This is a genomic window from Plantibacter sp. VKM Ac-2880 (assembly GCF_015351235.1).
GTDB lineage: Bacteria > Actinomycetota > Actinomycetes > Actinomycetales > Microbacteriaceae > Plantibacter.
Map to the genome: position 1 here is coordinate 1,520,497 of NZ_JADKSJ010000001.1, position 12,661 is coordinate 1,533,157.

At 69.9% G+C, this 12,661-nt stretch carries 12 protein-coding genes and 1 riboswitch; of the genes, 7 read left to right on the forward strand and 5 right to left on the reverse strand.

The features are described 5' to 3' along the window. Window positions 1–11 precede the first annotated feature (11 nt). Together ITJ57_RS07350 and ITJ57_RS07355 are read right to left on the reverse strand one after the other, a co-directional pair. Window positions 12–530 (reverse strand): CoA-binding protein, encoded by a 519-nt coding sequence (locus tag ITJ57_RS07350; protein ID WP_228506918.1) that lies wholly within the window; start codon window positions 528–530, stop codon window positions 12–14. Between the two features lie 166 nt (window positions 531–696). Then, window positions 697–1,986: an O-acetylhomoserine aminocarboxypropyltransferase/cysteine synthase family protein gene (locus ITJ57_RS07355; RefSeq protein WP_194669473.1), complete on the reverse strand. Its 1,290-nt coding sequence runs from the start codon at window positions 1,984–1,986 to the stop codon at window positions 697–699. Between the two features lie 107 nt (window positions 1,987–2,093). Continuing rightward, window positions 2,094–2,157: riboswitch (guanidine-III (ykkC-III) riboswitch) on the forward strand. Window positions 2,158–2,171: 14 nt separating this feature from the next. On the opposite strand from ITJ57_RS07355, the gene ITJ57_RS07360 reads away from it, so the two are divergent. Continuing rightward, entirely contained in the window at window positions 2,172–2,495 is a 324-nt protein-coding gene (locus ITJ57_RS07360; protein WP_056011390.1) for a multidrug efflux SMR transporter, read from the forward strand. A gap of 28 nt (window positions 2,496–2,523) precedes the next feature. On the opposite strand, the gene ITJ57_RS07365 is transcribed toward ITJ57_RS07360, so the two are convergent. After that, entirely contained in the window at window positions 2,524–3,534 is a 1,011-nt protein-coding gene (locus tag ITJ57_RS07365) for a putative sulfate exporter family transporter (protein ID WP_194669474.1), read from the reverse strand. 13 nt (window positions 3,535–3,547) lie between these two features. Further along, entirely contained in the window at window positions 3,548–5,110 is a 1,563-nt protein-coding gene (locus ITJ57_RS07370) for a dolichyl-phosphate-mannose--protein mannosyltransferase (protein ID WP_370582257.1), read from the reverse strand. Between the two features lie 66 nt (window positions 5,111–5,176). On the opposite strand from ITJ57_RS07370, the gene rsmI reads away from it, so the two are divergent. The 6 genes from rsmI to ITJ57_RS07400 all read left to right on the forward strand — a co-directional run bounded on the left by rsmI (window position 5,177) and on the right by ITJ57_RS07400 (window position 11,528). Continuing rightward, the gene (gene rsmI / locus ITJ57_RS07375) at window positions 5,177–6,034 is read left to right on the forward strand and encodes a 16S rRNA (cytidine(1402)-2'-O)-methyltransferase (protein ID WP_194669475.1); all 858 of its coding nucleotides are present in this window, start codon (window positions 5,177–5,179) and stop codon (window positions 6,032–6,034) included. 41 nt (window positions 6,035–6,075) lie between these two features. After that, window positions 6,076–7,656 (forward strand): methionine--tRNA ligase, encoded by a 1,581-nt coding sequence (metG, locus tag ITJ57_RS07380; RefSeq protein WP_194669476.1) that lies wholly within the window; start codon window positions 6,076–6,078, stop codon window positions 7,654–7,656. Next, entirely contained in the window at window positions 7,653–8,558 is a 906-nt protein-coding gene (locus tag ITJ57_RS07385; protein ID WP_194669477.1) for a TatD family hydrolase, read from the forward strand. Before metG ends, ITJ57_RS07385 begins: the two co-directional genes overlap by 4 nt. A gap of 62 nt (window positions 8,559–8,620) precedes the next feature. Next, the gene (gene rsmA, locus ITJ57_RS07390) at window positions 8,621–9,472 is read left to right on the forward strand and encodes a 16S rRNA (adenine(1518)-N(6)/adenine(1519)-N(6))-dimethyltransferase RsmA (RefSeq protein ID WP_194669478.1); all 852 of its coding nucleotides are present in this window, start codon (window positions 8,621–8,623) and stop codon (window positions 9,470–9,472) included. 9 nt (window positions 9,473–9,481) lie between these two features. Then, window positions 9,482–10,549, forward strand: coding sequence for an L-glyceraldehyde 3-phosphate reductase (gene mgrA / locus ITJ57_RS07395; RefSeq protein ID WP_194669479.1), 1,068 nt, complete (start codon window positions 9,482–9,484; stop codon window positions 10,547–10,549). Between the two features lie 40 nt (window positions 10,550–10,589). Further along, a complete protein-coding gene (locus ITJ57_RS07400) occupies window positions 10,590–11,528 on the forward strand; it encodes a 4-(cytidine 5'-diphospho)-2-C-methyl-D-erythritol kinase (protein ID WP_194669480.1) in 939 nt (312 codons plus the stop codon). Here the strand turns inward: ITJ57_RS07400 and ITJ57_RS07405 are convergent. Further along, window positions 11,512–12,645 (reverse strand): glutamate--cysteine ligase, encoded by a 1,134-nt coding sequence (locus ITJ57_RS07405; RefSeq protein ID WP_194669481.1) that lies wholly within the window; start codon window positions 12,643–12,645, stop codon window positions 11,512–11,514. The two genes, ITJ57_RS07400 and ITJ57_RS07405, sit on opposite strands and share 17 nt — an antisense overlap. Window positions 12,646–12,661: the final 16 nt, after the last annotated feature.

Genomic DNA, 12,661 nt, shown 5'->3' on the forward strand with positions numbered 1-12,661 from the left:
GGGTGGTGCGGCTACCGCAGGGTCTTGCGGGAGGTGATCTGCCCGGTGTCGAAGCCCAGCAAGTGGAGGCCTCCGTGGAAGCGGGCGTGCTCGACCTTGATGCAGCGGTCCATCACGACGTTCAGGCCCTTCGACTCGCCGTACTCGGCTGCCTCCTGGTTCCAGATGCCGAGCTGGACCCAGACGGTGGGAGCGCCGACGGCGACGACCTCGTCGATGACCTGCGGGATGTCGCTCGCCTTTCGGAACACGTCGACGATGTCGGGGACCTCGGGGAGCGACGCGAGGTCGGGGTACGCGGGCTGCCCGAGGATCTCGGTCGCGTTCGGGTTGACGAAGTAGATGCGGAAGTCGCTCGACTGCTGCAGGTAGGTGCCCACGAAGTACGAGGAGCGCGCGGGGTTGGGGGAGGCGCCCACGATCGCGACGGAGGTCGCTTCACGGAGCAGCTTGAGGCGGGCCTTGGCGTCCGGGCCGACCCAGGTGCGCTGGGACCGCAGGAGCTTCGCGAGGGGTGAGGTCGCCGGCAGCGAGCAGGTGAGCCCGTTGGTGAGTCGGACGGTCTCCGTCGCGTCCTGATCGGTCACTGCATCCTCCTGGCCGGTCACGGTCGCCCCCTGATCGCTCACCGTCGCCCGCTGATCGGTCTCCGTCGCGTCCTGATCGGTCACTGAGCTTGTCGAAGTGCTCATCCCGTTACTCCTTCACCGCTGCCGCGAGGGCCTGGTCGAGGTCGTAGATGATGTCGTCCGGGTCCTCGATGCCGACGCTCAGTCGGACGATGCCGGGCAGCACACCCGCATCGACGAGCTGCTGGTCGGAGAGCTGGGCGTGCGTGGTCGACGCCGGGTGGATGATGAGGGTCTTCGCGTCGCCGATGTTCGCCAGGTGGCTCGCGAGGTCGACGGACTCGATGAGCTTCTGGCCGACCTGGCGACCACCCTTCACCTCGAAGCTGAAGACCGAGCCCGGCCCCTTCGGCAGGTACTTGTTCGCCCGCTCGTGGTGCGAGTGGGCCGGCAGGCCGGCCCAGTTGACGGCGGCGATGCGCGGGTCGGCGTCCAGCCACTCGGCCACGATCCGCGCGTTGTCGACATGCGCCTGGATGCGGAACGGCAGCGTCTCGACGCCCTGCGCGAGCAGGAATGCCGAGTGCGGGGCGAGCGCCGGACCGATGTCGCGCAACTGCTCCGCGCGGAGGCGGGTGAGGAAGGCGTACTCGCCGAAGTTCCCCGACCACTGCAGCCCGCCGTAACTCGGCACCGGCTGCCCGAAGAGCGGGAACTTGTCGGAGTCCCAGTCGAACCGGCCGCTCTCGACGACGACGCCACCGAGGGTCGTGCCGTGCCCGCCGAGGAACTTGGTGGCGGAGTGCGTGACGATGTCGGCACCCCACTCGATCGGCCGGTTGAGGTAGGGCGTGGCGATCGTGGAGTCGATGATGAGCGGGATGCCGTGGGCGTGGGCGACGTCGGCCAAACCCTCGATGTCGGCGATCTCGCCGGACGGGTTCGCGACCGTCTCGGCGAAGACGAGCTTCGTGTTCTCCTGGATCGCGGCGGCGTAGTCGGCCGCGTCGGAGGACTGCACGAACGTGGTCTCGATACCGAAGCGCCGGAGGGTGACGTCGAGCTGCGTGATCGACCCGCCGTAGAGGTTGGCCGAGGCGACGATGTGGTCGCCCTGCCCGGCGAGGGAGGCGAAGGTGATGTACTGCGCGGCGAGACCGGAAGCCGTCGCGACGGCGCCGAGACCGCCTTCGAGGCTCGCGATGCGCTCCTCGAAGCTCGCGACCGTCGGGTTCGCGAGACGGGAGTAGATGTTGCCGTACTTCTGCAGGGCGAAGCGCGCGGCGGCGTCGGCGGTGTCGTCGAAGACGAAGGCGCTCGACTGGTAGATGGGCAGCGCGCGGGCGCCGGTCACCTGGTCGGGGATGTTGCCCGCGTGGATCGCACGCGTGCGGAAGCCATACTCACGATCTGCCATGCGTTCACGCTACCCGAGCACCACGCGCGGCTCGGCCCTGCTGCAACAGAAGGACGCATTGCGCGTACTGCCCAGCGCCTGCCCAGGCCGGACGCGTATCGTGAAGGGCACAGCCCCGTCGGGGTTGCCGGACGAGGGCGCAGTACCCGGAACGCGACAAGACTGACCACCGAGGAGTGATCGTCATGTCATGGATCGTGCTCATCGCATCGGGTGTCCTGGAGGCCGTCTGGGCCACCGCGCTCGGCAAGTCCGAGGGCTTCACGAAGCTCTGGCCCACCGTCACCTTCGGTGTGGCGCTCGTCCTGAGCATGGCGGGTCTGGCCTGGGCCATGCGCGACATCCAGGTCGGCACCGCCTACGCGGTGTGGGTCGGGATCGGTGCCGCGCTCACCGTCGGCTACGCCATGGTCTTCGGCGGCGAGGAGCTGTCCGTCGTCAAGGTGCTGCTCATCCTCGGGCTCATCGGTTGCGTCATCGGCCTGAAGCTCGTGGGCGGAGAACACTAACCCGGGCAGCTCGGCGAGCCGCATGGCCTCAGGACAGGTGCACCGCTCCGAGCGCCAGGACGGCGATCAGGAGCCAGGATCCGAGCCCGACGACGAGCGCGCGCCACCCGGTGGTGACGAGCGTCCGCACCCGGATCGCCGCGCCGAGCGCGAACAGCGCCATCGCCAGCAGTGCGGTCTGCGCGGCGTCCGCGACGTCCAGCACGACCTCGGGCACCGGGAGGAGTGTGCGGATGAGGACGGCCGCGATGAAGCCGGCGACGAACAGCGGGACGATCGGCGGTCGGGCGGTCGCGGTCCCGTCCGCCCCACCGCCGGCTCCGACCGACACGGTCTCGAGTCGGCGGCGTTCGATCGTCGCGGCGGCGGCGACCATGGGCGCGAGCAGGACGACGCGGGTGAGCTTGACGACCACCGCGACGGCGAGCGCGCTCGTCCCGGCGATCTGTGCGGTCGCGACCACCTGGCCGACGTCGTGCACGCTCGCGCCCACCCAGTGGCCGAACTGCTCGTCGGTGAGGCCCAACGGCCCGCGGAGCGCGGGGAGGACGAAGATCGCGAGCGTGCCGCAGAGGGTGACGAGCGCGATCGGGGTGGCCTGTTCCTCGTCCTTCGCCTTCACGACACCGCTCATCGCACCGATCGCCGAGGCGCCGCAGATGGAGAAGCCGGTCGCGATGAGCAACGGCTCCGGGCCGGCGAGACCGATCGCCTTGCCGAGCCAGAGCGTGGTGAAGAAGGTGATGACGACGATGGCGACGGTGGTCGCCAGGGTCACCCAGCCGAGTCCGGCGATGTCGACGAGGCTGAGCTTCAGCCCCAGCAGCACGATCCCGATCCGCATGAACCGCTTCGCGCTGAGTCCGAGTCCCGGCTTGAGCACGCCGCCCGCGAGCCGTTGGAAGGCCGGCAGCTGGCCTGTGACCATCCCGAGCAGGACGCTCGCGGTGAGGAGCGGCACGACCGGTACGAGCGTGTGCAGCCCGAGAGCGAGCAGCGCCGCCCCACCGGCGACGAGGACACCGGGGAGGGCCTTCACGACCGACCGCCCGTCAGACCCACGACGGCAACCAGGCGTGGAGGTGCCAGAACCAGTACGGAACGGTGATCGCGGTCCAGAGGGGATACCAGAAGACACTCAGGAGCGTGGTGATCGTCACGAACACGCCGATCACCCCGACGCCGGCGATCCGGCGCTCCTCCGGATCGTCCCTCGCCCCGAGGATCTTCCCGACGGCGAAGACGAGCGCGAGGATCAGATACGGCTCGAACACGATCGTGTAGAACTGGAACACCGTGCGGTTCAGGTACAGCAGCCACGGGAGGTACCCGGCCGCGACGCCGAGCACGATGAGCCCCACCTGCCATTCTCGGTAGCGGACGAGACGGTAGACGCAGTACCCGAGGGCGACGGCGGCCCCCCACCAGATGAGCGGGTTCCCGATCGAGGTGATCGCCGAGGAGCAGGCGTCCCAGGCGCAGCCGTCGGTCCCCATCGCTGGGGACTGGTAGTACATGCTCGTCGGCCGGATCATGAGCAACCAGCCGAGCGGGTTCGCCGCGTACGGGTGCGGTGTGCTCAACCCGACGTGGAAGCCGTACGCGCTCTGGTGGTAGTGGACGAGGCTCTGGAGCCAGTGGGGGACCCAGGCGAAGGTGCCCGTCCACGCGTTGCCGACGGCGTTCGCCCACTGCCGGTCATAGCCGCCCGAGGTGAGGATCCATCCCGACCAGCTCGCGAGGTACACCACCGCGGCGACCGGGACCAGCGTCAGGAAGGAGACCGGACCCTGCTTGAGGACCGCGGCGCTCGCCCAGAGGCTGAGCCCGAGGCGGCGGCGGAGCAGGAGGTCGGTGACGATGACGTACAGGCCGAACGCGGCGAGGAAGTACAGGCCGTTCCACTTGACCGCCGTCGCCGCACCGAACGCCACCCCGGCGGCGAGGAGCCAGGGGCGCCACCAGAGCACGGGACCCCAGGCCGGTTCAGCGCCACCGGAACGGAGCGAGGCGAGTTTCGCTGCGAGCCGGGACGCGTGCCAGGAGCGGTCCAGCAGGATCGCACCGAACCCGGCCAGCACGAACAGCATCACGAAGTTGTCGAGCAGCGACACCCGAGCCATGACGATGGCGTGTCCGTCGATGGCGAACAGGAACCCGGCGAGGACCGCGAGGATCGACGAGGTGAACAGACGCTTCGCGATCAGGGTCACGAGGAGCACCGCCAGGGTGCCGGCGATGACGGTGGAGATCCGCCATCCGGTGCTGTCGTCGATGCCGAAGACGGCGATGCCGAGGGCGATCAGCCATTTGCCGAGTGGCGGGTGGACGACATAGGACGGGTTCGTGCTCGGGTCGCCAGCGTCACCGTTGGCGAAGCCCTCGTCCGCCCCGTCCGGCCAGGTGCTCTCGTACCCGTTCAGCCACAACGACCACGAGTCCTTCACGTAGAACGTCTCGTCGAAGACGAGCGAGTGCGGGTGGCCGAGGTTCCAGAACCGCAGGATGAAGGCGAGGAGGGTGACTGCTGCAGGGCCGCCCCAGATCCACAGCTTCCGGCGGCGCTCGGTGCGGAGCATCCGCTCCCACCAACGGTCGAGGCGCGATCCCGTCACGGGGGCTTCCAGGAGATCGACCGACACCGTCTCATCTAACCACCCGGCCGGTGGGAGACTGGTCCGGTGATCATCCTCGGCGCGACCCCCATCGGCAACCTCGGCGACGCGTCGCCCCGACTCCGTGAGGCGTTGGCCACCGCGGAGGTCATCGTCGCCGAGGACACCCGGACGGCGATCCACCTCCTGCGGGCGCTCGGCGTGGAGTCGCGCCCCCGGCTCATCGCCATGCACGACCACAACGAGCGGGAGCGCGCCGCCGAGATCGTCGAACTCGCCCGCGAGACCGACGTGCTCGTCCTGAGCGACGCCGGCATGCCGACCGTGTCCGACCCCGGGTTCCACCTCGTGGACGCGGCCGCCACGGCGGACGTCCAGGTCACGGCGATCCCCGGACCGTCCGCGGTCGTCACGGCGCTCGCCGTCTCCGGGCTCGCGACGGACCGGTTCACCTTCGAGGGCTTCCTGCCGCGCAAGCCGGGCGACCGTCGGAGCGCCCTCCGCGCCCTCGCGACGGAACCGCGGACGATGGTCTTCTTCGAATCGCCCAACCGACTCGCCTCCTCACTCGAGGACGTTGCAGCGGTCCTCGGTGCCGACCGCCGGGTCGCCGTCTGCCGGGAGCTCACGAAGCTGTTCGAGGAGGTCAAGCGCGGAACGGCCGCGGAGCTCGCCGTCTGGGCCTCGGGCGGGGTGAAGGGCGAGATCTGCATCGTCATCGCCGGTGCCGAGGCCGTCGAGGCCGATCCCGACACCGCGCTCGAGCAGGTGCTCGCCCTCGTGGCCTCCGGTACGCGCCTGAAGGACGCCTCGAACGAGGTCGCCGAAGCCACGGGCCTGTCGAAGCGCGACCTCTACCAGGCGGCCCTGGCCGCACGCCCGCCGAAGACGGCACCGGGCTCGGAGCGGCGCCCCACGCCGTAACAGGCACGAGCGCGGTGCCCGCTCGTCCTAGGATTGACCCCATGGCCGACGGCACCTCGTTCTACATCACCACGCCCATCTTCTACGTCAACGATGCTCCGCACATCGGGCACGCGTACACGGAGGTGGCCGCCGACGTCCTCGCGCGCTGGCACCGTCAGGCCGGCGACCGCACCTGGTTCCTCACCGGGACGGACGAGCACGGCCAGAAGATCCTGCGCACGGCGACCGCGAACGGCGTGACGCCGAAGGAGTGGGCGGACCGCCTCGTCAGCGAGTCCTGGTACCCGCTGCTCGACACCATCGACATCTCGAACGACGACTTCATCCGCACGACCGACGAGCGCCACGAGCAGAACGTCCAGCTCTTCCTGCAGCGTCTGTACGACGCCGGGTACATCTACACGGGTGAGTTCGAGGGCTACTACTGCGTCGGGTGCGAGGAGTACAAGCAGGAGAGCGATCTCGTCCAGGGCACCGGCGAGTACGTCGGCCAGCTCGTCTGCGCGATCCACTCCAAGCCCGTCGAACTGCTGCAGGAGAGCAACTACTTCTTCCGCATGAGCGACTTCGCGGAGCGACTGCTCGCCCTCTACGAGGAACGTCCCGAGTTCGTGCAGCCGGAATCGGCACGCAACGAGGTCATCCAGTTCGTCCGCCAGGGCCTGAAGGACCTCTCCATCTCGCGCTCCACCTTCGACTGGGGCATCAAGGTCCCGTGGGACGAGAGCCACGTCGTCTACGTGTGGTTCGACGCCCTGCTCAACTACATCACCGCAGCCGGGTACGGCTCCGACGAGGCGGCGTTCGCCGAGCGCTGGCCGGCCACGCAGATCGTCGGCAAGGACATCCTCCGGTTCCACGCCGTCATCTGGCCGGCCATGCTCATGGCCGCCGGGCTGGAGGTGCCGAAGCGCGTCTTCGGTCACGGCTGGTTGCTCGTCGGCGGCGAGAAGATGTCGAAGTCGAAGCTCACCGGGATCGCGCCCAGCGAGATCACCGACACCTTCGGATCCGACGCGTTCCGCTACTACTTCATGCGCGCCATCGCCTTCGGCCAGGACGGATCCTTCAGCTGGGAGGACCTCTCGGCGCGCTACCAGGCCGAACTCGCGAACGGCTTCGGCAACCTCGCCTCCCGCGTGCTGGCCATGGTCACCCGCTACTTCGAGGGCGTCGTGCCGCCGAGCGGCCCCGCCGAGCCGGCCGACATCGCGATCCAGGAGACCGTCGCCCGCGCCGCCGTGGACGCCGACGCCGCCATCGAGCGACTCGCCATCCAGGACGCGCTCGCCGCCATCTGGCGGATCGTCGACGAGCTGAACGGCTACATCACCGAGCAGGAGCCGTGGGCACTCGCAAAGGACGAGGCGAAGCGCGAACGCCTCGGCACCGTCCTCGCCACCGCGGTCGAAGGGCTCCGCGCCCTGTCGGTGCTGCTGCACCCCTTCGTCCCGAAGGCGACCACGAAGCTCTGGACCGCGCTCGGCGTCGAGGACGCCCTGGGTCAGCTCGGCGCGCAGCTCATCAGCGAGGTCGGCACCTGGGGTCAGGTCCCCGCCGGCACCACGGTGGCCGGCCTCGAGCCGCTGTTCCCGCGGATCGAGGCCGTCGCGGAATGAGCGAGGGCGTCGAACCGGATCCAGCCGCCACGCCGCATCTGCGACAGCGCGAGGCGGGGGAGCGCAAGCAGCTGAGCTACCCCGAGAGCCCCGAGCCGCTGCCGGTGGCCGTGTACGACAACCACACCCACCTCGAGCACGCCGACGGCGACGCGCCGCTGACGCCGACGGAGCACCTCGACCGCGCGGTCGCCGTCGGTGTCCGTGGGATCGTGCAGGTCGGCACCGACGTCGAGACCTCGCGCTGGTCGGCTGCGCTCGCGGCCCGCGATCCACGCGTCCTCGCGGCCGTGGCGATCCACCCGAACGACGCTCCGGACCTCGACCGCGCCGGAACACTCGACGACGCGCTGGCCGAGATCGACCGCCTGGCAGCCCAACCCCGTGTCCGCGCCGTGGGCGAGACCGGCCTCGACTTCTTCCGCACCGAGGACGATGGCCGAGCAGCGCAGTCCGCCTCCTTCGAGGCGCACATCGCGATCGCGAAGCGGCACGGCATCGCTCTGCAGATCCACGACCGCGACGCCCACGACGAGGTCGTCGAGACCCTGCTGCGCGTCGGGGCTCCGGAGCGCACCGTCTTCCACTGCTTCTCCGGGGGCCGCGAGCTCGCAGCGCTCTGCGCCGAGCACGGCTGGTACGCCTCGTTCGCCGGCACCGTGACGTTCAAGAACGCCGTCCCGTTGCGCGAGGCGCTCGAGGTCATGCCCCGCGAGCTCGTGATGGTCGAGACCGACGCGCCGTACCTCACGCCGGCGCCGTTCCGCGGTCGGCCCAACGCCCCCTATCTGCTGCCGCACACGGTCCGTGGCATGGCCGCGCACCTCGGCGCGGACCTCGAGGGGTTCGCGACGCAGCTCGCCACGAACACCGAGCGGGTCTACGGCTCCTGGTCCGACTGACCGCCGGGCGGCCTGGAGCCGTGGCGCGATCGGGGCCACCGGCGATCGGGGATACTGGGGGGATGACCGCTTCCGTCGCACTGCTCGGCCCAGCCGAGATCCGAGACCTCGCCACCCTGCTCGACGTGACGCCGACGAAGAAGCTCGGTCAGAACTTCGTCATCGACGCGAACACCGTCCGCAAGATCGTCTCGGTCGCCCATGTCGCGCCGGGCGACGTGGTGGTGGAGATCGGTCCGGGACTCGGGTCGCTCACGCTGGGGCTTCTCGAGGCCGACGCGAGTGTCGTCGCGGTCGAGATCGACGGTCGCCTCGCCAAGCAGCTCCCGATCACCGTGGCGGAGATGGCGCCGGGCATGATCGACCGGCTGTCGGTCGTCCATGAGGACGCGCTCCGCATCGAGGAACTCCCCGCGCTCCCGAACCGGCTCGTCGCCAACCTGCCGTACAACATCTCCGTGCCGGTCCTGCTGCACTTCCTCGAACACTTCACCTCGCTCACCGCCGGCGTCGTCATGGTGCAGGCGGAGGTCGGGTACCGGCTGGCCGCGGTCCCCGGGAGCAAGGTCTACGGCGCTCCGAGCGCGAAGGCGGCCTGGTACGGGGCGTGGCGCATCGCCGGACAGGTCAGCCGCCAGGTGTTCTGGCCGATCCCGAACGTCGACTCCGTCCTGGTGGGCTTCGAACGACGGAGCGACGTGATCGGCACCGAGCAGGAGCGGGTCGAGACGTTCGCGCTCATCGACGCCGCCTTCCAGCAACGCCGGAAGATGCTCCGCCAGGCGCTCGGCAACGTCCTCGGCAGCTCGCAGGCGGCCACGGAGCGCATGGAGGCCGCCGGGGTCAAGCCGACCGCGCGCGGCGAGGAACTCACCGTCCACGACTTCCTGTCGATCGTCCGCGCAGGGCGATAGCGTTGGCGCATGACCGCTGATGCTCGTTTCCCCCTGAACGTCCCCGACATCCACCGCCCGTACGCCGCGGCCGACGACCGCTACGCGCGGAACGACTACCGCCAGGTGGGCACCTCCGGGCTCTTCCTGCCGCCGATCTCGCTCGGCCTCTGGTACAACTTCGGCGACAACCGGCCCTTCGACGGACAGCGTGCCCTCCTCCGGCACGCGTTCGACCACGGGATCACCCACTTCGACCTCGCGAACAACTACGGGCCGCCCTATGGTTCGGCGGAGACGAACTTCGGTCGCATGATGCGTGAGGACTTCGGCCCGTACCGCAACGAGCTCATCATCTCCTCGAAGGCCGGCTACGACTTCTGGCCAGGCCCGTACGGCAACTTCGGTTCGAAGAAGTACCTGACCGCGAGCCTCGACGAGTCGCTCGAGCGCATGGGGCTCGACTACGTCGACATCTTCTACTCGCACCGGGTCGATGAGGTGACGCCCATCGAGGAGACGGTCGGTGCGCTCGACGCGATCGTGCGCTCGGGGAAGGCGCTGTACGTCGGCATCTCGTCCTACTCGGCCGAACGGACCGCGGCCGCCCACGCCGCCGCCCGTGAGCTCGGGACACCCCTCGTGATCCACCAGCCCTCGTACTCGATCCTGAACCGCTGGGTGGAGGACGGGCTCACCGAGGTGCTCACCGAGACCGGCCTCGGCGCGATCGCCTTCGTGCCGCTCGCCCAGGGCCTCCTCACCGACAAGTACCTCGGGGAGGGTCCTGCAGAGCGCGCGACGAACCGCCCGTCACTGCCGGACCGCCAGGTCAGCGAGGAGATGGCGACGCGGTTGCGGTCCTTGAACGACATCGCGACCGAGCGTGGCCAGACGCTCGCGCAGATGTCCCTGGCCTGGGTGCTCAACAACCCGGCGATCACCTCCGCGCTCATCGGCGCCTCCCGGCCGGAGCAGCTCGACGAGAACCTCGCCGCGCTCGACGGCCCGGCGTTCACGACCGAGGAGCTCGAGGAGATCGACCGGCTCGCCGAGGGCGCGGACGTCAACATCTGGGCGGACTCCTCGGACAAGTAGGGCGGTCCGGGGCGGTTCCCGGATCGACTAACTTGGAACAATGACCACCGAGGCCATCCTCAAGCACGTGCACGTGCGCGCTCCGGGGAAGATCAACGTCTTCCTGAAAGTCGGCGACGTGATGGACGACGGCTACCACGACGTCGCGACCGCCTACCAGGCGATCTCCTTGTACGAGGACGTGCACGCGTACCCGGCCGACGACTTCAGCGTGTCGTTCTCGGGGTCCGTCGACGTCTCCGGGGTGCCGACCGACACGAGCAACCTGGCCATCCGCGCCGCGAAGGCGCTCGCGAGGCGGACCGGGTTCCGTGGCGGCGTGCGCCTCGAGATCGAGAAGCACGTCCCGGTCGCCGGCGGGATGGGCGGTGGCTCGGCGGACGCCGCAGCCACCCTGCTCGCCTGTGACGCCCTCTGGGGCACCGAGCGCAGCCGCGACGAGCTCCTGGCGCTGGCCGCCCGTCTCGGCGCGGACGTGCCGTTCGCGATGCTCGGCGGCACGGCCGTCGGCACCGGCCGAGGCGACCAGCTGAGCAGCGCGCTCGCGAAGGGGCAGTTCGAGTGGGTGCTCGCGCTCGCCGACTTCGGGATGTCGACGCCGCTGGTCTACCAGGAGCTGGACGCGCACCGTGCGCGCCACATCCTCGACATCTCGCCGTCCGGTCGCCAGCCGACCGTCGACGCGGCGGTGCTCCAGGCGCTTCGGGCCGGCGACGCCCACCTGCTCGGCGACGTCCTCTACAACGACCTGCAAGCCGCCGCGTTGCAGCTGCGGCCCGTGCTCGGCGAGGTCCTCGAGTTCGGCGATTCGCAGGGTGCGCTCGGCAGCCTGGTCTCGGGCTCCGGCCCCACGATCGCCTTCCTCGCTGCGGACACCGACGACGCGCTGGAACTGCAGGTCACGCTCGCCTCGTCCGGGCTGAAGACCATCCGTGCACACGGTCCGGTGCACGGCGCCCGCATCATCTCGCAGCGCTGAGATTCAACCCCGCCCGCTGCGAGCCGGTGGCTCCTCGGTCGTGCGTGGCCTGCACGGCGTCCAGGACCACATCCGTCATCCTGCCGCCGGCGGCCCGTGCAGCGCGTTGGCGCGCCGCGCCGGTCCCGCGCTCGAGGATGCGCTCGACCCCGTAGCCCACCACCGCCTGGTCACCGTTTCGGGCGAGTGCGGGACCCACCGCCGCGAGGAGCGCCCGGACGACCTCTTCTGCGGCACGCGGCTTTCCCGTGCCCGGGTCGACGAGGTGACCGCTCACACCCGATCGGCCCGCCCGCCAGGAAGCGATGCGGAGTGCCGCCGTCGGCACCGGCAGCGGCTCCGATCCAGCGCGCCAGTCGTCGGCCGCCGTGTCGACCAGTCCTCGGACGAGTCCCGCGACCGTCACCGCGTCGTCCCGATCGAGGCAGACGTCGGCCACGCGGACCTCGACGGTCGGCCAGGAACGAGACAATCGGGCGTCGAAGTAGAGCATGCCCGAATCGACCGGGCCGCCCGTGTCGAGCAGACACTGCTCGTATCGCTGGTAGGCGTCGACCGAACCGAAGAGATCGGTCGGGCCGGCGCAGGGCCAGCGCCCCCACGCCTGCGACCGGTAGCTCTGGTAACCCGTGTCCTCACCCTGCCAGAACGGTGAATTGGCGGTCAGGGCCAGGACGACGGGCAGCCAGACCCGGATGCGGTCGAGGATCGCGACGCCCTCCTCCTGCGGGGTGATCGACACGTGGATGTGGAACCCGCAGGTGAGGCTTTCGCGGCCCGTGATGCCGAACCGGTCCATGATGGTCCGGTACCGAGCGCTGTCGGCTGCGTGCGGGGTCGCAGCCACCGGAGAGGTGGCAAGCGCCACAGCGCGCGCACCGGCTGCCTGCGCCGCTGCATCCGCCCGCGCCCGACCGGCTGCGACGTCCTCATGGAGCCGCTCGAGCGTCCGATGTGGCCGGCTGACCGCCTCCACCATCTCCTGCTGGATCTCACCCGTCACGGCCACAGCGTCCTGGGGGGCGAGCGATCGAAGGGCCTGTCGCGCCACTGCGAGCGGTCGTCCGGTCCGGTCGTCCACGAGGAGCAGTTCTTCTTCAACACCGATGGATCTCATGCTGCGAGTCTCCGGC

Excerpts from the sequence above, each read along its gene's own strand:
- ITJ57_RS07355 (WP_194669473.1), bottom strand. The coding sequence starts at position 1,986 with ATGGCAGATCGTGAGTATGGCTTCCGCACGCGTGCGATCCACGCGGGC.
- ITJ57_RS07360 (WP_056011390.1), top strand. The coding sequence starts at position 2,172 with ATGTCATGGATCGTGCTCATCGCATCGGGTGTCCTGGAGGCCGTCTGG.
- metG (WP_194669476.1), top strand. The coding sequence starts at position 6,076 with ATGGCCGACGGCACCTCGTTCTACATCACCACGCCCATCTTCTACGTC.
- ITJ57_RS07385 (WP_194669477.1), top strand. The coding sequence starts at position 7,653 with ATGAGCGAGGGCGTCGAACCGGATCCAGCCGCCACGCCGCATCTGCGA.
- rsmA (WP_194669478.1), top strand. The coding sequence starts at position 8,621 with ATGACCGCTTCCGTCGCACTGCTCGGCCCAGCCGAGATCCGAGACCTC.
- mgrA (WP_194669479.1), top strand. The coding sequence starts at position 9,482 with ATGACCGCTGATGCTCGTTTCCCCCTGAACGTCCCCGACATCCACCGC.
- ITJ57_RS07400 (WP_194669480.1), top strand. The coding sequence starts at position 10,590 with ATGACCACCGAGGCCATCCTCAAGCACGTGCACGTGCGCGCTCCGGGG.
- ITJ57_RS07405 (WP_194669481.1), bottom strand. The coding sequence starts at position 12,645 with ATGAGATCCATCGGTGTTGAAGAAGAACTGCTCCTCGTGGACGACCGG.